The sequence below is a fragment of the Streptomyces sp. NPDC054813 genome (assembly GCF_053611365.1).
On sequence record NZ_JBSHAF010000025.1, the window covers coordinates 1 to 18,183 of the forward strand.

The 18,183-nt window shown below is 71.8% G+C and carries 23 protein-coding genes; all 23 read left to right on the forward strand.

Features of this window, described 5'->3' with window-relative positions; all coding sequences use genetic code 11:
* Nucleotides 1-709 precede the first annotated feature (709 nt).
* The 23 genes from ACWGJB_RS37730 (at nucleotide 710) to ACWGJB_RS37840 (ending at nucleotide 18,035) form a co-directional block, all read left to right on the forward strand.
* Nucleotides 710-1,057, forward strand: coding sequence for a hypothetical protein (locus tag ACWGJB_RS37730; protein ID WP_359437912.1), 348 nt, complete (start codon nucleotides 710-712; stop codon nucleotides 1,055-1,057).
* A gap of 83 nt (nucleotides 1,058-1,140) precedes the next feature.
* The gene (locus ACWGJB_RS37735; RefSeq protein WP_453384565.1) at nucleotides 1,141-1,632 is read left to right on the forward strand and encodes a hypothetical protein; all 492 of its coding nucleotides are present in this window, start codon (nucleotides 1,141-1,143) and stop codon (nucleotides 1,630-1,632) included.
* 23 nt (nucleotides 1,633-1,655) lie between these two features.
* On the forward strand, nucleotides 1,656-1,958 hold the full coding sequence (locus ACWGJB_RS37740) for a hypothetical protein (protein WP_453384566.1): 303 nt from the start codon (nucleotides 1,656-1,658) through the stop codon (nucleotides 1,956-1,958).
* 181 nt (nucleotides 1,959-2,139) lie between these two features.
* On the forward strand, nucleotides 2,140-3,144 hold the full coding sequence (locus ACWGJB_RS37745) for a DUF932 domain-containing protein (RefSeq protein ID WP_453384567.1): 1,005 nt from the start codon (nucleotides 2,140-2,142) through the stop codon (nucleotides 3,142-3,144).
* A 274-nt stretch (nucleotides 3,145-3,418) separates the two neighbouring features.
* Entirely contained in the window at nucleotides 3,419-4,111 is a 693-nt protein-coding gene (locus ACWGJB_RS37750; RefSeq protein ID WP_453384568.1) for a hypothetical protein, read from the forward strand.
* Nucleotides 4,104-4,568: a hypothetical protein gene (locus tag ACWGJB_RS37755; RefSeq protein ID WP_453384569.1), complete on the forward strand. Its 465-nt coding sequence runs from the start codon at nucleotides 4,104-4,106 to the stop codon at nucleotides 4,566-4,568. The genes ACWGJB_RS37750 and ACWGJB_RS37755 overlap by 8 nt, the downstream gene beginning before the upstream one ends.
* 84 nt (nucleotides 4,569-4,652) lie before the next feature.
* Entirely contained in the window at nucleotides 4,653-5,153 is a 501-nt protein-coding gene (locus tag ACWGJB_RS37760) for a hypothetical protein (RefSeq protein ID WP_453384570.1), read from the forward strand.
* Nucleotides 5,154-5,230: 77 nt separating this feature from the next.
* Nucleotides 5,231-6,247, forward strand: coding sequence for a hypothetical protein (locus tag ACWGJB_RS37765; RefSeq protein ID WP_453384571.1), 1,017 nt, complete (start codon nucleotides 5,231-5,233; stop codon nucleotides 6,245-6,247).
* An 80-nt stretch (nucleotides 6,248-6,327) separates the two neighbouring features.
* Nucleotides 6,328-6,621 (forward strand): hypothetical protein, encoded by a 294-nt coding sequence (locus tag ACWGJB_RS37770; protein ID WP_453384572.1) that lies wholly within the window; start codon nucleotides 6,328-6,330, stop codon nucleotides 6,619-6,621.
* Nucleotides 6,618-6,794, forward strand: a complete 177-nt coding sequence (locus ACWGJB_RS37775; RefSeq protein ID WP_453384573.1) for a hypothetical protein — start codon at nucleotides 6,618-6,620, stop codon at nucleotides 6,792-6,794. The genes ACWGJB_RS37770 and ACWGJB_RS37775 overlap by 4 nt, the downstream gene beginning before the upstream one ends.
* 48 nt (nucleotides 6,795-6,842) lie before the next feature.
* The gene (locus ACWGJB_RS37780; protein ID WP_453384574.1) at nucleotides 6,843-8,003 is read left to right on the forward strand and encodes a hypothetical protein; all 1,161 of its coding nucleotides are present in this window, start codon (nucleotides 6,843-6,845) and stop codon (nucleotides 8,001-8,003) included.
* 72 nt (nucleotides 8,004-8,075) lie between these two features.
* The gene (locus tag ACWGJB_RS37785) at nucleotides 8,076-9,431 is read left to right on the forward strand and encodes a DUF3560 domain-containing protein (RefSeq protein ID WP_453384575.1); all 1,356 of its coding nucleotides are present in this window, start codon (nucleotides 8,076-8,078) and stop codon (nucleotides 9,429-9,431) included.
* Between the two features lie 147 nt (nucleotides 9,432-9,578).
* Nucleotides 9,579-10,499, forward strand: coding sequence for a hypothetical protein (locus tag ACWGJB_RS37790; protein ID WP_453384576.1), 921 nt, complete (start codon nucleotides 9,579-9,581; stop codon nucleotides 10,497-10,499).
* A 41-nt stretch (nucleotides 10,500-10,540) separates the two neighbouring features.
* On the forward strand, nucleotides 10,541-10,714 hold the full coding sequence (locus ACWGJB_RS37795; RefSeq protein WP_453384577.1) for a hypothetical protein: 174 nt from the start codon (nucleotides 10,541-10,543) through the stop codon (nucleotides 10,712-10,714).
* A 41-nt stretch (nucleotides 10,715-10,755) separates the two neighbouring features.
* Nucleotides 10,756-11,502, forward strand: coding sequence for a hypothetical protein (locus ACWGJB_RS37800; protein WP_453384578.1), 747 nt, complete (start codon nucleotides 10,756-10,758; stop codon nucleotides 11,500-11,502).
* A gap of 391 nt (nucleotides 11,503-11,893) precedes the next feature.
* The gene (locus ACWGJB_RS37805) at nucleotides 11,894-13,444 is read left to right on the forward strand and encodes a ParB/RepB/Spo0J family partition protein (protein ID WP_453384579.1); all 1,551 of its coding nucleotides are present in this window, start codon (nucleotides 11,894-11,896) and stop codon (nucleotides 13,442-13,444) included.
* A gap of 93 nt (nucleotides 13,445-13,537) precedes the next feature.
* Nucleotides 13,538-13,873, forward strand: a complete 336-nt coding sequence (locus ACWGJB_RS37810) for a hypothetical protein (RefSeq protein WP_453384580.1) — start codon at nucleotides 13,538-13,540, stop codon at nucleotides 13,871-13,873.
* 114 nt (nucleotides 13,874-13,987) lie between these two features.
* Nucleotides 13,988-14,368 (forward strand): hypothetical protein, encoded by a 381-nt coding sequence (locus tag ACWGJB_RS37815; RefSeq protein ID WP_404205770.1) that lies wholly within the window; start codon nucleotides 13,988-13,990, stop codon nucleotides 14,366-14,368.
* A gap of 96 nt (nucleotides 14,369-14,464) precedes the next feature.
* Nucleotides 14,465-15,085, forward strand: a complete 621-nt coding sequence (locus tag ACWGJB_RS37820) for a cell envelope biogenesis protein OmpA (RefSeq protein WP_453384581.1) — start codon at nucleotides 14,465-14,467, stop codon at nucleotides 15,083-15,085.
* 64 nt (nucleotides 15,086-15,149) lie between these two features.
* Nucleotides 15,150-15,440, forward strand: a complete 291-nt coding sequence (locus ACWGJB_RS37825) for a hypothetical protein (protein ID WP_453384582.1) — start codon at nucleotides 15,150-15,152, stop codon at nucleotides 15,438-15,440.
* Between the two features lie 52 nt (nucleotides 15,441-15,492).
* Complete coding sequence (locus ACWGJB_RS37830; protein ID WP_453384583.1) at nucleotides 15,493-16,455, forward strand: hypothetical protein; 963 nt, start codon at nucleotides 15,493-15,495, stop codon at nucleotides 16,453-16,455.
* Nucleotides 16,456-16,597: 142 nt separating this feature from the next.
* Complete coding sequence (locus tag ACWGJB_RS37835) at nucleotides 16,598-17,113, forward strand: single-stranded DNA-binding protein (protein ID WP_453384584.1); 516 nt, start codon at nucleotides 16,598-16,600, stop codon at nucleotides 17,111-17,113.
* 76 nt (nucleotides 17,114-17,189) lie between these two features.
* Entirely contained in the window at nucleotides 17,190-18,035 is an 846-nt protein-coding gene (locus tag ACWGJB_RS37840) for a DNA-processing protein DprA (protein WP_453384585.1), read from the forward strand.
* Nucleotides 18,036-18,183 lie beyond the last annotated feature (148 nt).

Below are 18,183 nucleotides of genomic sequence, written 5' to 3' on the forward strand. Positions count from 1 at the left end.
TAAGAGACAGGAATTGGCCTCCGGCCATTCCATAACCCTGCGTGCCTCCGGCACGAAAAGACAGGCGGAGAGGGTTTGTGCCTCCGGCACAAATCCGGGTGCTGATTTTGATTGTGGGGCGGAGAGTTCGGGTTTGAGTTGGGGATTGGGTTGAGGGTCCGTCATGCGCCCTTTCCCGGAGTCAGGTTCGGGGGGAATCTCCGATCCCCTTAAAACCGAGGGGACTTGAATTGTATTCCGTGGAGAAAAGTAAATCACGGAATACGAGAGGAGGGCAATAGGGCCCCTCCGGGGCCCGATCGCCCGTTCAGAGGTGGGGGGGTTGGGCTGCCTCCGGCAGACCGCTGTGCGGTCCGGGCGCGCCAGCGCCCGAGCGCGGAGGCCCCGCCGACGCGCAACCTGAAACCCCCGGCCCCGATCCCCGAGGCCGCCGCGCCGCCCTAGCCCGCCCCCACCTTTCTCTCATTCGGGCAGGGAGAGCGGCAGCAGAGGGGATGTCAGCTCCCCCGACCACGCGTAAGAGCCCCTCTGACCTGGAGTGTTGGAAAGGCCGGCCGCTGGTCGAGGGCAGGGGATGACGCAGGAGATAGCGCAGGAGATTGCGCGTGAGGTGGTGCAACAGATCAGGAGTGCTGTATTATGGAACATGTCGGAAGGGGTGGCCCCCTAACCGGCACCGCCGAACGTTCGTCAACAGAAAGGCGTAAGCGTGGAAATCGTCATCAGCGGAGGCAAGGTGGCTCCCAGTACGGACGAGATCACGACCCCTCAGGCCGCAAAGGCCCGCCGGATCGCCAATTTCCTCCCGCGCCCGGAACTCCTCCGGGACGCCGTCATCGAGCACAACCAGGACGACAACACCACGTCAATTCGGTTCGAGACCACGGCCGGTCCCATCCGAATCCTTCTGCCGGTCGCCCAGGGATTTGAGTTCCACATCATCCACGACAGCGACACCGGGCCCCGCATTCTCGGAACATTCCGAGGAGCATCCCTTTCGGTGCGAGCCATCGCATTCCGCATCAGTGAATTTCTGCGGACGCGCGGACTGAAGTAGGAGGCAATTCCGGGGGGCCCGGTTTACCGGGCCCCCCGGACAGCCCCAGCACCTACACCAACCGAAGGGAAAGTCACGTGAGCATGACGAGCATTGAGCCCGCCCACCGCGCCGTTCCGGCGACCGAGGCAGAGCGAGAGCAGATGGAGGCCGCTTTCCGGGCAGCACTGGAACAGCTCCCCGAGAACACCGGTTTCCCGCACGACGTGCGCGAGTTGACCCGGCCCCTGTTCGAGGTGGGATGGATCTCCGGCGTACGGACCGGGCACACCGGGCCCGCGCTGGCCGACGTGCCGTTGCCGCCCCACACGTTCGGTACGGCCCTGGCCAACCTGTCCGCCGCCCTACACGCGGACAGCGGCCCCAGCATCGGGCAGTTGGTCAGCTACCACGGGTCGCAGGAGTGCTGCCACGGCCGCTACTGGGTGACGCGCATTGAGCGCGAACTGGACCGCCGAGGACGAGAGTCCACGCTCTACCGCCTCAGCGAGTACAGGAACGGCGCCTTCGTCACCGCACTGACCGGAGTCCACACGTGGAGCGTCACGGCACTGCCGCAGCACTGGCAGCGGTAAGCCCCCACGGAAAGGAACTGATCATGAGTCAGAGGATCGCCCAGCAGCTCACGACCCACCCCCGCGCCCATGTGGTCAAGCAAGAGGGCCGCGACCGGACCGGAACCATGCGCTACCGCGCACAGGTCAAGTACCTCGCAGTCGGTGACACGCTCGCAGGCTTCGGCAAGGTTCTGGAGTGGTCGGAGACTGACGCGGCCGACGGGTGGCGGATGTTCCGTATGGTCACCGAGCGCCCGCAGTACTACCCGGTCGAGACCAACGTGTTCCACGTGCCGGAGTACCTCTACTACGGCGTTACCGCCCTTGCCGAGCAGGAAGAATGACCTGACCCGGTACAAGCCGCCGCAGTCGTAGCCGCAGGTCAGCAGGCCGCCCCGGGGGTGGGGCGCACCGGAGATTTAATCGGTTGCCCCACCCCCAGGGTTAGGTATTATGGAACCAGTTCGGAAGGGTTGGCCCCCTACCGGACACGCCGAAAGTTCGTCATCAGAAGGGAAGCCCCAAGTGGCTCACGAGATCGAGCAGTTCACCGACGGCACCGCCGCTTTCGCGTCCGCCAACACAAGCGCCTGGCACAAGCTCGGAACCGTCACCGACGGCGCGATGACCGCCGAGGAGGCCATGCGCATCGCGTCTCTGTCCGGCTGGAACGTGCGACTCCTCCCCCTCACCGCGACCGAGATCACGCCCGACGGAGTCGCGCCGCTGGAGGTCCCGCAGCACTTCGCGACCGCACGCACACACCCCAAGACCGGCCGCACGCAGACCCTCGGAGTGGTCGGCAGCGACTACCACCCCGTTCAGAACGAAGAACACGCCGAGTTCCTCAACCTGCTGGCCGACGAGTCCGGCGCGCACTTCGAGACCGCCGGATCGCTCAAGGACGGCCGCCAGGTGTTCCTCACCATGAAGATGCCGCAGGGTCTCACGATCGGCGGGAACGACGACGTTGATCTGTACATCGCGGCATTCAACAGCCACGACGGAGGCAGCGCGTTCCGCATCGTCGTGACACCGGTCCGGGTCGTGTGCGCCAACACCATGCGCGCCGCCATCCACGGGGCACGCTCCTCGTTCGTGGTCCGGCACACCGCCGGAGCCAAGGCCCGTATCGCGCAGGCCCGTTCCGCCCTCGGTCTGACGTTCAAGTACGCCGAGGAGTTCGAGCAGGCCGCACAGCGCATGATCGAAGCCGAGATGACGCTCAGCGAGCTGAAGTCGGTGGTGGACGAGCTGTGGCCGGTCAAGGACAGCGACCACGCCCGCGCCAAGACCAACCAGCGCCAGCGGTGGGGAGCGATCTCGAACCTGTTCGAGCACGCCGACACCCAGGCCGGTATCCGGGGCACGCGGTGGGCCGGATACAACGCGCTCACCGAGTACGCCAACCACGTCGCCCCGACCCGGGGCAAGACCGACGCCGAGAAGGCGGACGCCCGCGCCGAGCGGGTCATCAGCGGAGCGGCGAACGACCTGATGGAGAAGGCATTCGCCCTCACCACGGTCTGACCCCCTGACCGCCGGGTGGGCACCCCAACTCCCCCACGGGGGTGCCCACCCGGCCCCACCGGCCAGCAGTGGCCGCACCCGCCCCCGAGCGCGGAGCGCTCAACCCCGCATCAGGAGCGCGGAGCGCTGCCCGCCGGCCCCTGCCGCGTAGTGGCAGCGCGTCGCGTCTGCGGAGCAGCCCGCGCGCCAAGAACACGTCCGCCGCTTCCTGCGCCCAGGCCGCGCCGGCGGACGCCCAGCAGCTCGACACCCACCGCCCCACGGAAGGCCATCCATGCCCATCCCGAAGTGGACGATCAAAGGCATCGTCGACGACTACGACACGTGCGGTTGCTGCGGCCGCCGCGGACTCAAGCGCACCGTCGCGCTCATGCCGCTGGACGCCGACGGGAACGAGGACGGCACCGCCGAAGACGTCGTGTACTACGGCACGTCGTGCGCCGCTATCGCGCTGAGCTGGACGCAGGGCAAAGTGACCGACACCGCGCGCGCCGCCCAGGCCGAGCGGGACCAGCGCGACGCCTACGCCCGCCGGATGATCAGCATCTACGCCCCGGTGGAGTTCGCCCCCGTCCGCGACAAGGCCCGCGTCTACTACGGCCGCAACCAGCACCAGCGGGACACGGGCGTGAAGGCGACCGAGGAAGTGGCGAAACTGCTGGACTCGGCCCGCGCCACGCTGGCCGACACCACCACCGGCCCAGCCCGCCCCTCGCGTATCGAGGACTTCCGCCGCTACCTCGTGATCTTCACCAGCGACGACCGGATCTTCCTCGTGCGGCGCGTGCCGGAGGAGGAGGCCGAGCGCCAGGAGCAGGCCGCCGCCGCCCAGCGCCGCGCGGACCAGATCCGGGGCAGCGTCCTGGTGGTGGCCGCGCTGGACGCCGAGGCCGCGCGCGACGTCGCGTACGCCGACGAACTGACTCGCGAGTGGAACGCGAAGGCATGGCAGGCCGCCCATGTCTGAGACCGCCCCCGCGCCCAGGTTGTTCATCGGGAGCCGCGTCACCTACCACGGCAGCATCACCGAGATGCACGACCGCCCCCTGTACCTCCTGCCGTGCACGTGGTTCGGACACTGCGACGCCTGCTGGGAGCAGGACGACGAGTTCGGCGAGCAGCACCCGATGGAGCGGGACCACTTCATGGCGGTCGACCTCACCACAGACCGCCGTTTGCACCACGCCCGCCGAGCGCACCTGACCCCGATCCCGCACGAGTGGCCCGCAGACGCCGTTCCGTTCAACATCAACGGCTACTGGTACGCCGCCGCGTACACCACGGCAGGCGGAAGCGACCAGGCCCGGACGGTGCACTTCTACACCGCCGAGGACTTCATGGGGCGCACCTGGTGCCACTTCCACGAGCCCGCGCCCGACATCCGCCGCCTGGACGAGTTGGGCCGCCGCCGCCCCGTCATCTGACCAGTGCCCGCGCGCCACGGCGTGCGGGCACCCCCGCCCGCCGCGCGCAGCCGGCCCCCAACCCGTCGCCCCGCTGGAGTCACCGTGACGAGCCCGTACCCCGACCAGCCCGCCCGCGCCGACCGCCGCAGCCTGCCCTACCCCGGAGACGAAGCGATCACCGCCGCCCGCGACCGCGCGCACCTCGCATTCGCCCAGCTCTTCACCGCCCTGGGGACCGGACGTCACCGCCTGCACTACGCCGCGGTGGACGTCGACGGCCGGTACGCCCTGGCCAGCGCCACCGTCACGGTCACGACCGCCCCCGCATGGCACCTGGATGCCGACCCGGACGAGTTCGTCACCATCGAGGCCGCTGTGACGGCCGCCCTGGAAGGCAGCTGCACGGTCCTGGCCACCCTGGTCGTGCAGACCGAGCAGGCCTCGGGCCCGATCGTGTGCGGGTGGCGGATCGAGCGCGGACGGCTGCACGGCATGAGGACCGCCGCGGTGCAGGCCGCCGTACGGCCGTGCGGGGGCAGCTCGGCGCCCGTCGCCCGCGCGTACCCCGCCCCGTTCCTGCCGGACCCGTCCGTCACCGGCTGAGGCCCCCGCCCGGCCCCGGCGGGGGCCGGGTCGCCCGCCAACTCCCCATTCCCGTACGCCCTGTGAGGAGACACCCTGTGATCACCATTGCGACCCCGTCCGGCACCGTCCGTGCCGTTCCGTCCGAGGCGGATGCCACCGGCAGCGTGCTCTACACCCTCACCGGTGCCGCCAAGGGAACTGTCCACGTGACCGCGACCAGCAGCCCCGCCCGATGGGACCGCTTCGACGCCGTCCGCGCCAGTCTCGGATCCGTCAGCGCGCGCGAGCTCCCCGCCGAGCCGCTGGTACGCATCCGTGGCCGCGCCTACCAGGGCAACACGGTCCGGGTGCTCGCCCACTCCGCCGACGTGCCCTGGGGATGGCTGGAACGCGATCTGACCGACACCGACGACCGGCCCGCTCCCCCGCAGGCCAGCCAGACGCTGACCGCCATCCTGCGCGCATGCGCCGGCCACTACGCCGCGCGCAGCGACTTCCCCAGCCTCCAGCACGCGGCCCGCCGCCACGACGCCCCGCAGCTGCTGAAGTGGCTGGACGCGATGATCTCGCACGCCGAACGGGCGCAGGCCCGCTGGCTGGACGAGGCCGAGACCCACCGGGTCCAGGCCGCCCGCAGTCTGGCCGCCTGGTGGACGCTGGCCCGCTGGTTCACCGCCCGTCCGCACCCGGTGCTCGCACTCCTACTGGCACCGGACCGCGAGAGCCTGGCCCACCGCGCCGAGTACCTGCCGAAGTGGGCCGAGATCAGCACGCGCGCAGCCTCGGAAGAGAGCCGCCGTCTGACGCTCTTCCGGTCGGAGTACGAGGAACTGTCCCGGCCCACCGCCCCGCCGGAGAGCCAGGACCGCCCGTACTTCGTGGTCGGTCAGTGGAAGGGCGGCGGCAACGTCGACATCTGGCACGTCGAGGAGGCCCCCACCGATCCGGGCGAACTGTCCGACCTGTGCGAGCAGCACACCGTGGACGCCGAAGACGCGTTCGGCAGCGTCGAGATCGTCTACGCCGCCAGCCCGGAGGCAGCGGCCGATCAGGCCCGCCGAGAGGCGAGCGAGACCAGCGAGCGCATCCACCGCGAGCTCACCCGCCCGTAGGCCGATAGCGGCAGCTCCCCGGGGTGGCCTACCGCCAGGCCGCCCCGGCCCCCGCCCCTGATCACGAGGAGAGACAACCCGTGGCAACGTTCGCGCACGCCACCCCGGAACGCTGCGCCCAGCTCGGCCGCGCCCTCACCGCCGCCGGCCTTAGCTGGAGCGACAACGGCCGCCAGGACGACCCGCAGTACCTCACCTACACCGTGACCGACCCGCACGGCCGCACGTGGCAGGTCAGCCCGGCCACCAACTTCCAGATCTCCCCGTCCAGTCCGGGGCAGATCTGGCAGGCCAGCTGCGCGGCACTGATGACGAGGGCCCCGGTCCTGTCCGCCCGCCTGGTGGCGGAGCACATCAAGGACGTCCCGGCATGAGCAGCCCGCCGCCGTTTGGGCCCGAGGACTTCGAGGAGCGGTGCGAGACCTGCAACGCCCCGCCCGGACAGCTCTGCCACGCCTGGTGCGACACCGGATACACCGCCGAGGACGCCCGCGCCGACGCCGAGCGCCACGCCGCCCAGCGCGAGGCCAAGCCCCCTGCGCCGTAGGCGCACCGCCCCGAGTCCCCCGCCCACCTTTCCCGAAGGAGACCCCTCATGGAACTGTCCACCCCCGCCGGCCTTGAGTCCCTCGCACGCGCGGTTGCCGAGCAGCTCGGCGCCGACCGCACCGAGAAGGACGGCGACACCGGCCGGGTGCGTGTCGTCTACGCCGACGGCCGCGCCCTGGAATTCACCCCCAACCGCCCCCGGACCCGGATCACCGTCACCGCGGTTCTGCCCGAGCAGGCGACCGCGCACGGCATCGAGGTCAAGGCGATCACGGTCACCGCCCTGCCCCGCCCGCGCCCCAGCGAGAGCCAGGCCAAGGCCACGGCGCGGCACACGGCCGACCACATCCGTCAGCGGCTGCTGCCCGCGCACACCGCCGCCCTGGCCGAGCTGCGCGAGCGCACCGCCCCCCAGGTGGCCACGTTCCAGCGTGCCGAATCCGCCCTTGCCGGATTCCTCGACCGCCCCCGTGGCGGGGTGGCGATCTCCGAGCAGCCGGTACGCCGCCCACTGGGGCTGACCGCCCGGTGCGCCGTCGCCTGGTGGCACACGCTCGACGGCCCCTCCCGCGCCGTAGCACCGTTCATGGCCGACGCCCTGCGCCGGGCCGGACTGGCGACGACGGAGCCGCACGGCAGCGGCAACGTGTTCTTCGCCGAGCCCCCAGCCGAGCCCTCCGACACCCGGTTCCGGATCGCCCCTGCCGCCGGGCGCGAAGGATGGGACCTGGTCGACGAGTTCACCGGCGCCTGCCTGCGCACGTACGACGACCGGGAGTGGGCCCAGGGGATCGCCGAGAGCGCGAACGGCGAGGAGGACGCCGCCCGGCGCGCCGCCGTCGCGTCCATGGACCTGCCGGGACTGTCGGCAGACCTGATCGAGGTCGAGCAGTTGCGGGCGCTGGCCGTGGAGTTGGCCACCGCCGGGCACATGCCCTACGGCCTGACCGACGTCGACTACACGCAGACGCCGGGATTCCACATCTACCCCAGCGCGGAGCCGGGCAGGGCCAAGGTGGCTCGGCTGCTGGAGCCCTGGGGGGCGATCCGGCCCGGTGCCCGCTTCGAGGCACCTGAACGCGAAGTCGAGCGCTACGACGAGGACTTGGAGGCCTACGCTCGGCTCCTGGCCAGGACCGGCCGGACGGTGGCCGTCATGCTGGACGGCATCCAGGTCACGTACAACGACCCGCCGACCAGGCCCTGATCTGCCCGTTTCGGGGTGGGGCAGCCCCATGAAAATCGGTTGCCCCACCCCATGATGTAGGTATTATGGAACATGAAGGGGCAGGGCAGTCCCCGTGGACTGCACCGCAGCCGCGCCGCCCACCGGGCCGAACGCGCCGCGGGAGGGCTGCACCCCTCCCCCGCCACCACACCCGCACCGAGAGAGGGCACCTACGTGACCGACGCGACCAGCACCCCCGAGTGCCGCCAGCACGGCCCCATGACGCTGCACACCGGCGACCAGTCCCCCGCACAGCGCTTCACCGGCACCTGGTACACCTGCACCGATCCGACCTGCTGGAGCGCCGTCCTGTATCCGTCGGCCGAACTGGTCGCCGACCTCGAAGCGCAGGGGCGTCCGGCGAAGGCCCCCCTGACCATCACCCACACCCGCGCTGAGGGCACCCTGCTGTCCGGTTCAGTGAAGGGCGACGGCGCGTACGAGCTGCTCCGGCCGTTCCGCTTCCGGGCCTCTACCTCGATCGGGATCTACCTGCGCGGCTCCCGCGACCGCCGCGCCGACCTGTACCTGATCGGCCAGGCGGCCGACGCCCTACGGGAGGCCGGCCACCAGGTGACCGTCGAGATCGACGAGACCCAGCGCCGGGCCTTCGCCGAGGCCGAGAAGGACCGCACCGACCGGGCGGCCGGACGCGCCGAGCACTTCGAGGCCCGGGCCGAGCTCTACCAGACGTCGTCGGACGCGAAATGGGAGCGCGGGCGCGAGATCACGCGCGGGTACGCGGGCGAGCCGGTGAAGGTCGACCACTACTCGGCCAACCGCCACATGCGCGACCTGGAGCGCGCGCACCGCCTGTTCGGCCAGTCCGTCCAGGAGCAGGCGGAGGCCGACCGCTGCGCGGACCGCGCGGTCACGGCCGAGCACTACGAACAGCACAGAAAGAACCCGGGGGTGACGCTGCGCCGCCTGGAGCGCCTACAGGCCGACCGGCGCCGAGTCGAGCGCCAGCAGGCCCGGACGGTCGAGGGCGCGGAGGCGGGCAAGCTCACCGTTGAGGCCCTGGTCGCGGCCCTTATCCGGCTCGACGCCGACCATGCCGACCTGTGCGACGAGATCGGCGTATGGGAGCGGGTCATCGATCAGGCCGAGGCCGAGGGCGTGAAGCTGTGGGGGCCGGACGACTTCGAGCCGGGTGACTTCGTGCGCTCCGGCAGCCGCCTGCTGGAGGTCCTGCGGGTCAACAAGAAGACGGTCACCGTGCCGGGCGGGCCCGAGGCCGGGCCGGTCGTGTCGAAAGCCAACCGCCAGTACTCCTGGAACGGGAAGCTCCCGTACGACAAGGTCACCGGCCGCGTGAGCGCCGAGGAGATGCGGGTGCTGCTGGCGGAGGAGAAGGCGCAGCTGGGCGGAACCGCCGCGAGCGAGCAGGACCGGCGCGACGCCTGAGCGCGCCGGTTCCCTGCACGCGGCCCGGTATCTGCCGCCCTGACCTGCGCCGCCCACGGTGGGGCAGCGCTGAGAAATTCAGTTGCCCCACCCCTCGTATAACGTATTATGGAACATGTCAGATCGAAGCGAGCGAGGAGACTCCCCGTGGACCTGCACAACGCGGCCGGGCTGCTCACCACCCATGCCCAGCACGCCTACACGCTCCAGCGCGAGGCCGGCGCCGCCCTCACCCGGGGTACCCAGAGCGACCCCCGGCGGCTGGCACGGCTCGCCCACCGGGCCGAACGCGCCGTAGAACTGGCCGTGTTGTGGGACGGAGTCCTCTACGAGGCCCACGCCACCGACCAGCGCGACCTCTTCCCGCTCGCCGACCCAGCGCGCATCATCGCCGCCGCCCGCACCCTGCGGACCCTCACCCGCGACGGCATCACGCGGGCGTACGACCTGACCTGTGAGCAGTTCCCCGACAGCACCCCGGAGAGCTCCGCCAGGCACTGGGCAGCACGACTCTTCCTGCTCCACACCAACATCGTCGATCACCTGCCCGGAGCTCCCACGGCCCCCGCCGTCCTCGCCGAGCTGCACGCCGGACTCACGGACGGCTCCAGCGGCGTACGGCTGTCGGCCGGAACCACGGCCGCGCTGGAGCTGGTCACCGCCCTGCGCGAGCGACTCGACGCAGCACCGGTGGCCGCCCGCGACATCCCCGCCTGCGCGGGCAAGATCCTCATCCGTGCGCTGGAACTGGCCGCGTTCCAGGGGTGCAGCCTCACCAGCGCCCCCGGCCCCGGCAACACCGCCGTACTCGTCCCCCTGGTCGAAGACTGGAGGATCCAGATCGACGACGAGGGCTCCGCCGAGCACGCGCCGGAGGACCACGGCAGCCGCAGGGGCAGCGGAGGGTGGACGGCCCGCCTGTACGACCCGGAGGGCGAAGCGATCGACGTGGTGCGCCACCCCTCCCCCGACACGGCTGATGACTGCCTCGCCGACAGTGCGGCGTGCGCCCGCCAGCTGTCGCAGTGGCGGGCCGAGAACCAGGCGAAGGGCCCTGTCCAGGACTGAGCACCGTCCTTCCCTGCCCGCCCGAGGCGAAGGAGGCCCCGGTGTTCCCCCACCCCGAACCCGACGTACACGCCCACCTGGACGCCGACCCGCGCTGCATCTGCACGCTCCTGCGCTGCGGCGGCTCCGTCCTGTCCCCCGGCTGCCCCAGCCACGGGATGACCTCAGGACGCACCTTCACCTGGCACTTCGCCGACCGGTGCCCCCACCGCTGACCCGCGTTCCGGGAGATCCCGCACACGAAAGGACCACCGCCGTGCCCCAGGCTGACACCCCGCTGGACACCGCCGACCTGTCCACGCTCGCCGACCGCCAGCAGGCCCGGTTCACCACCGGGCACGGCCCGGTGTCCGTGCGCAGGTACGCCCGCTCCTCGGACTTCGTACGGGCCGCCGTGCACTCCCGCAACGGACAGGACCGCGCCGCGCTGCTGACCCTGCACCCCGAGGCGTACCCGCTCGCCCCGGCCTGGCTGGCCGCCATCGCCCAGGCCGCACCGGTAACGGCCGACCATCGGCACCCGTCCGCCGCCATGTCCTCGGTCCGGCTGCTCGCGCGGATGACACCGGACCACCGCAACGGCACCCCCCGGCAGTTGGACGGCTCGGTCGGCTGGAGCATGCCCGGCGCGTCCGCACGAGTCTGGCCGGACGGCCGGATCGAGCTGGGCAGCACCACCGGCGCGGAGCTGGCCGGCCAACTGGAGGGCTCCGAGTGGGACTCCTGGAAGGTGGCCGCCGTGGCAGACGCAGGCCTGCGTCTGCTGTGCGCCCCCGAGGCCCGCCACCTGACCCGCACCGGCCAGCCGTCCGGATGGCACCGGCCGTTCGACCGAAGCGATTCCGCCGGGCTGGGGCGCGAACGCAAGGGCGGCCAGATGTACGACGGCTCCACCGTCGCGTCCTGCTCCTGCGGCTGGAGAGTGACGGTCGAATCGCAGCTGGGTGCTCGCGCGCTCGCCGAGCAGCACCGCCGCGAAGCCACCAGCGGCGAACCCGCGTAACCGCCGCCACCCGCCCGCGCAGAGCGCGTACGGCACTCCCACAGTCCCGAAGACGAGAGAGGCTCCGCCATGCCCCGATCCGCACTGTCCCCGCCGCCCGCGCCGGCCCCCGCGGCTGATGACGACCGCAGGTGCGTCGACTGCGGCCTGCCCTGCACCGAGCAGGTGACCTCTTTCCCCCGCATCTGGGGCGGAAGGCGTGCTGTGTACGCCTGCTCCGTGCACGCGGCACAGCGCCGCAAGGCCATGTGAACTGCACTTTTGGCGGTGAGGCAGCGCTGAGAAATTCAGTTGCCCCACCCCAGGAATGCAGTATTATGGAACATGTCGAGAGGGTGGCTCCCTCCCGGCACCGCTGAAAGTCCGTCAACCCAGCACGAGGAGGCCAGACATGGCCACAGCCACCAAGCCCGACTCCGCCGACCAGACCGCCGAGTCCGCCCCGGTCGACGCCGACGAGGCGAGCCTGACCGCCGTCCTGCTCGACCCGGACACGATCGCGCGCGACGAATGCAACGCCCGCGAACACGACACCGAGCCCGACGCCGACCTGATCAACTCCGTCAAGGCCGTCGGTGTCCAGGACCCGGTCAGCGTCCGCCCCCGCCCGGACGGCACGTACGGCGCATTCAAAGGCTGGCGGCGCACCCAGGCCGCGCAGATCGCCAACGCCACCGCCGAGGCGGAAGGCCACGAGAAGCGGCAGATCAAGGCGTATGTGCGCGCCGACCTGGTCGGCCGGGACGCCTGGACGCGGTTCCTGTCTCTGATCGAGAACCACCAGCGCCAGGGCATGTCCCCCAAGGACACCCTGAAGGCCGCCGAGCTCTCGCTGATCGGGATGGACGAGGTCGAGCAGAAGCAGGCCGCGCGTGCCCTGGGCCTCAAGCGCGGCACCGGCAAGCGGCTTGGCCGCGCCCAGCAGCTCGACGACGCCACCCTGCGCCGCGCCTCTGCCGGGGGCATGGACCTGGAACAGATCGCCCAGCTCGCCGAGGTCGAGGACGTGCCCCGCGCGCAAGACCGCCTGCTGCGGGCGCTGGCCCGCGACGAGGCGGAGGAGGGCGGAGGGCGCGGCCACTGGGACCAGGAACTCGCGCTACTCAAGGCCGAACAGGACGACCGCACCGCCCGCAAGGAGGCCGTCGCGGCACTGGAGAAGGCGGACATCCCCATGCTGCCCACGCAACTGGCCTACGGGGAGAAGGACACCGCTCACCCGCTGTCGGAGCTGACCACGCCGCTGGGCAGGCCGCTGGACGAGGACAACCACAAGGGCTGCCCCGGCCACAGCGCCCGGCTCGACGACGAGCACCAGCCGATCTGGTACTGCGCCGACCCGGCCGAGTACGGCCACAAGGTGCGCCCGAAGCCGAAGCCAACCAAGACGGCCGAGGACGAGGAGAAGGCCGCCGAGCGGGCCCGCACCACCGCGTGCAACCGGGCGTGGAAGGCCGCCGCCGGGCCCCGCAAGGAGTTCGTCACCCGGCTGGTGCGCAGCAGCAAGGCCCTGCCGGAGGACGCCTGGCGGTTCGCCCTCGGGGTGCTGCTGGACCTGCCCCCCTTCTACGGCAAGTGGGCGCAGCGGCAGGAGGCCGAGGACGTGGCCAGCTTCCTGGGCGTGAAGCTGCCCGAGAGCCCGTTCGAGCGGGTACGGCTGTCGGATCTGGTCACCCTGTCCAAGGCCCGCACGGCGCATGTGCTGTTCGCGCACGTCGCCGCCGCCTTCGAGCGCGACATGCGCGAGCCGAAGGGCTGGAACGACGCCCGCATGCAGGTCCGCTTCCTGTGGGAGGACCCCACCCCCCAGCAGGCTGCCTACCTGCTGCTCCTGGAGAAGCTCGGCCAGGACGACAAGGGCAGCTACCGGCTGTCCGAGGTCGAGGAGCAGGCCGTCGCCGCACACCGGGGCGACGACGCCGAAGGCGAGCCCACCGCCTGACCTTCCCGCCAGGCCTGACACGCACGACGCGGCCGGGCACCGACGGTGCCCGGCCCCCGGATCACACTCGATCAAACCCCTATGGAGTCCGCCATGCCCAACTTGGGCCCTGCCGAGCCCACGCCGCCGGAAGACGGGGAAGACCAGGGAGACCAGCCGCTCACCCTCGACGTGCTGCGCCAGCTCGTCGGCAACGAATGGGCCAGCCTGCCGGGCGAAACCCTGGTCGTGCTTTCCCGTGACACCGAGGGCAACCTCTACTCGCCGTTCAGCACGTACGCGCACGGCCGCTACTCCCCCGTCTACGACCTGACCGGCGAGGTCTACCCGCTGGAAAGCGAGCTCGCGGCAGACGCCGAGCTTCGCGAGCTGTTCGAGAAGATCCCGGCCAACGCCCGCGCCGCCCTGGTGCTCTACCCGCTCGGCTGACCGCCGTGCACCGCATCAGCCGGTGCCCGCCCCCGGCCCGCCTTCAGGCACTGGTTCCCGCCGGGCGTGACAGATGCCCGGCCCATCCCACGCAACAGGAGAGGGGATACTCCCATGCCCACCCTTGCCGAGGTCCGCGCCTTCATCCGCGAACTGCCCGACGTCGTGTCCGTGGCCGTCGTCCAGGAGGCAGCCACGGACCGGCTGCTCCAGCTGGACGCCGACCAGCGCCCGGTCATCACGCCCGGCCGCACGGGGCGGATCACCGCCACGATCCGCCCGGCCTGTCTTCGCCTGCTGACCGGCACCGTCCAGCAGCCCAACCGCACGGGCACCCGCTTCGACTTCCTGCTGGATGAGGCCTCCACCGAGCGGCTGCGCCGGGACCCGAACAACGGCACCCGGTTCCGCATCGCCAAGGACGAGAAGCGCTACCGGCTCGCGAAGGTCCCGGCCTCCTGCATCGAGCTCACTGACACCCCGGCCGACTCCTAGATCGCCCCGGAGATTCGGGGGCAGCGCGCCGAGTGCTGCCCCCGGCCCGGCCATTCCGTCCTCACCCGCAACTCCCGTGAAGGGAGCGTGACTTCCATGAGCCGCGCGATCCCCGTGCGCTGCCTCGCCCGGCCGCTGGCCGGCGGACTGGTCGTGCCGTGGGTCTCCCTGATCCACAACGGGCACGCAGTATTCGGCAGCCTCGACGCCGACCGTGCCCGGCGCGCCTTCCTCCAGCGCCTGTGCCAGATCTGCTCCCAGCCCCTTGAAGAGCGGTTCTTCGTCATCGTCCGCCCTGCCGACCAGCAGCAGGGCTACTCTCCCGAGCCTGCGCTCCACCCGGAGTGCCAGCCCTACACCGCGGCGAACTGCCCGATGCTCAACGGCACCGCCACCCACTACCGCTCCCGCCCCGTGCTCGCCTCCCATCCCGCGGCCCGCCCCTGCTCCGACCCGTCGTGCCCGTGCCCCGAGCTGACGCCGGACGAGGGGCACACCGCCCGTAGCGGACGGCCCGCCGACCGGTACGAGGCATGGATGATCGCTGCCCGGCACTACCAGGTGGTGTTCCGCCAGGACGCGCCCGACGTCCCGGTCGGGATCAGCCTGGACGTGCCCGTCCTGCGCAAGCGCGTCCTGCGTGAGGCCGTCCTGCCCGCCGACCACGCCGCCCTGCTCGACCTGCTGCGCGCCGCCCTGGGACTGGAGCAGCCCTAGCCCGTACGTACCGGGCCCGGCCCGGTACGCCGCCCCCATCTGCGCACCCCCGAAGGGAAGTTGCATGCCCACCGCGTACCCCGTGACCCTGCCGCCCGTTCCCGACGACCCGGAGACCGCCTGGCACGCCCAGCGCGTCAGCGAGACGGTCTTCGAGCGGCCGGACGAGGGGTGGCCCTCCGCCACGACCCTGTTCGCGATCGACGCCTCCAGCCCGGCCGAGGCGGAATTGCGCGTCCTGGCGTGGATCAACCACAGCTACGAGGACGACCTCCGCCGGGCGACCGCCACCGCCGAGCAGCAGGCCGGCCCCCACCGCTGGCACGTCAGCCTGCGCATTCTCGGCGAATTCTGAGCCCGACGCAGGTATGCCGGGCCCCGCCCCCACCGACCAGAGAGGAACCACCGTGACCACCCCCGAGCCGAAGACCCCCGTCGACCGGAGCACCCCCGTCGGCAAGGCCGTCATCGCGCTGCACAGGCAGTTGACCGATCTGGAGGAGCGCACGGACGAGTGGCCCGGCGCGGACGTCGTCGACCTCCTCAGCGACTGGCTGGAGCAGTTCGACTTCACCGCCTCGGCACCAGCCGTCGCGCGCATTCCGCCGCGCCCGCCGGGACAGGCCTGGGTGCTGCGCCGCTGGGACCGGCACGAAGACGGCATCGAACTGTTCACCGACGAGGGCTCCGCGCTGGCCGAGCTCGCCCGGCACGTGCGCGGAAGCTGGGACAACCTCCTGGGCGACGACGACGTCCCCGACACTCCGCCCACCGACGACCGTACGGCCGTGGACCTCTACTACGGGCCCGACCGCGACAACCGCCCGGACGAGGGCTACTCGCTGTACGCCGACACCATCGGCGGGCGGGGCCGGCCACGGATCGTGCCGCTCGCCTTCCAGTTCCCCGATGCCCTCGACTGCGAGCGCGCCAACCGTGCCGCCGTCTTCCACGCCGGAATCCACGGCGGTCTTCCCTGTCTGGAGGTCGACGGCGTCCTGGTCTTCGCCTACCTCGACCCCCAGGTCGGCGCCGTCCGGGTGTCCGTCCACCTCGACAGCGCCCCGGACCACCTCGTGAGGCCCGACGACACGGTGCCGCTGCGGGTCAAGGTCGAGGACACGATCGTGCTCGACGACAGCAATGCAGAAGGCGCCCCCAGGCCGCCGCTGCTGGACGCGCTACTGAGCGCGGCCGACGCCGTACGGATACAGAAGGAGCCCATCCTCGCCGCGGCTCTGGCCGCCGGCCTCCTGTGGCGCTGCCCGACCTGCCAGTGGGACAACCCGGCTGCGGCAACCTGCTGCGAGGGACCCGGGCCCTGCCGAATCCCCCAGCCTGCCGCAGGAGTTGAGGCGGAGCACGAGTAGGCCCAAGCCGGCCTCTACGGGGCGGGTGTCTCCACGGTGAGAAAAGGGGGATGACACCCGCCCCTAGTTATAGGTATTATGGAACTTGCTTGGGTGGCCCCCGGGCACCGCCAGACCGTTCGTCGCATCAAGGAGTACCTCTATGAGCGGAGAGACCACCGCTGTCATCCGCGGCCGCGTGTACGGGACCGTGCAACTGCGCCACACCGAACACGGCACACCCGCCGCCCGGTTCACCGTGATGCAGGTGCCGCGCGAGTACGACCGCACCCGAGGGCAGTGGCGCGACGGCGAGCCGGTCCCGGTCATCTGCACCGTCACCGGACCGCTGGCCCGGCACGCCGCCGAGTGCCTCACCGACGCCGTGCACGTGATCGCCACCGGGAACCTGGCCCTGCGCGACAACCTGCTCCACCTCGACTCCGCCCAGATCGGCGTGGACCTCGCCCACCACGTCGCCTACATCGACGACACCCTGCCCGCCGTCCTCGCCGGACGCGCGCCCGCCCCGGCACCGCGTGCGGCCCCCGAGCCTGCGCCCCGCGCTGAACCCCGTCCGGCCGCAGCTCCCGCCGCCGCACCAGCTGACGACTGGTGGCAGTCGCCGCCGCGCCGCTCCTGGGACGCGGTCACCGCACCCAGCCGCACCGGCCGCTGACCACGCCACACGATCCCGCACCGCCCATCACGGCACCGGCATGCCTGCCGGCCGCCGCCGTTCACGGAGGTACACCGTGCCCAGCCCCGCCCTGTCCGAGCGAGCCGCCCGCGCCGCGCTCGCCGCCCACTTCCCGCCCCACCAGGTCGCCGCCCATCTCGCCCATCACCCTGCCCAGGAGGTCTGGCAATACGGCGTCGACCACGACGCCAGCGGCCGCCTGGCCCAGTACAAGCCGCGCGAGGAACTCGCCAACGCCCAGCTGACGTGCCAGTTCGTCATCCCGTCGGACGACGCGTGGCCCGCCGCCCTGGCCGACCTCGGCCCCGACCGCCCGCTCGGTCTGTGGGTGCGCGGACACGAGCAGCTGCCCCAGCTGACCGCCCGGGCCGTGGCCGTGACCGGCAACCGGGCCGCCACCGCCGAGGCCCTCACCCGCACGAAGGCCTTCGCCACCGCCGTCGCCGAGGCCGGGCACACGGTCACCGCCACGCTCGCGTACGGCGTCGACTCAGCAGCCCACAGGGCTGCCACCCAGGCCGGGCGCCCGACGCTCGCCGTCCTGCCCCGCGGCCTGGACCGCGCCCACCCGCACGACCACGCCCAGCTGCTGAGCTCCATCCCCGCCAGCGGCGGCGCGGTGGTCAGCCTGTTCCCGCCCGGCACCCCGGCCAGCGGAGCAACGCTCCGGGCCAGCGCCGCACTGCTCGCCGCGCTGGTGCGGGCGGTGGTTCTCGTCGAGGCCCTGGACCACGCCGAGGCGGCGATGCACACCGCCGAGGTCGCCGCCGACCTGAACCGGCCCGTGCTCGTCCCGCCCCCCACCGGCGACGTGCGCGCCGACGGCAACGTCCGCCTGCTCGCCGAGCAGCGCGCCGTCCTCGTCCCCGACCCCGCGCACGCGCTCGCCGCCCTGCGCTGACCTGCCCAACCGACCTTCCCTGGCGGCGCGGCCACCCGCGGCGCGGGGCCCCGAGGGCTTGAGGGGTGGCGGCCCCCCCCCCCGCGACGAGGCCCAGCCCGGGCCGAGAGCTGGTCAGGGGGTGGGGGGGTAGCCCAGACACCCACCC

Bases quoted from the DNA above. Each gene is read 5' to 3' on its own strand.
- ACWGJB_RS37735 (WP_453384565.1), top strand. From the start codon at position 1,141: ATGACGAGCATTGAGCCCGCCCACCGCGCCGTTCCGGCGACCGAGGCA.
- ACWGJB_RS37740 (WP_453384566.1), top strand. From the start codon at position 1,656: ATGAGTCAGAGGATCGCCCAGCAGCTCACGACCCACCCCCGCGCCCAT.
- ACWGJB_RS37750 (WP_453384568.1), top strand. From the start codon at position 3,419: ATGCCCATCCCGAAGTGGACGATCAAAGGCATCGTCGACGACTACGAC.
- ACWGJB_RS37755 (WP_453384569.1), top strand. From the start codon at position 4,104: ATGTCTGAGACCGCCCCCGCGCCCAGGTTGTTCATCGGGAGCCGCGTC.
- ACWGJB_RS37775 (WP_453384573.1), top strand. From the start codon at position 6,618: ATGAGCAGCCCGCCGCCGTTTGGGCCCGAGGACTTCGAGGAGCGGTGC.
- ACWGJB_RS37780 (WP_453384574.1), top strand. From the start codon at position 6,843: ATGGAACTGTCCACCCCCGCCGGCCTTGAGTCCCTCGCACGCGCGGTT.
- ACWGJB_RS37785 (WP_453384575.1), top strand. From the start codon at position 8,076: ATGAAGGGGCAGGGCAGTCCCCGTGGACTGCACCGCAGCCGCGCCGCC.
- ACWGJB_RS37805 (WP_453384579.1), top strand. From the start codon at position 11,894: ATGGCCACAGCCACCAAGCCCGACTCCGCCGACCAGACCGCCGAGTCC.
- ACWGJB_RS37810 (WP_453384580.1), top strand. From the start codon at position 13,538: ATGCCCAACTTGGGCCCTGCCGAGCCCACGCCGCCGGAAGACGGGGAA.
- ACWGJB_RS37815 (WP_404205770.1), top strand. From the start codon at position 13,988: ATGCCCACCCTTGCCGAGGTCCGCGCCTTCATCCGCGAACTGCCCGAC.
- ACWGJB_RS37820 (WP_453384581.1), top strand. From the start codon at position 14,465: ATGAGCCGCGCGATCCCCGTGCGCTGCCTCGCCCGGCCGCTGGCCGGC.
- ACWGJB_RS37825 (WP_453384582.1), top strand. From the start codon at position 15,150: ATGCCCACCGCGTACCCCGTGACCCTGCCGCCCGTTCCCGACGACCCG.
- ACWGJB_RS37835 (WP_453384584.1), top strand. From the start codon at position 16,598: ATGAGCGGAGAGACCACCGCTGTCATCCGCGGCCGCGTGTACGGGACC.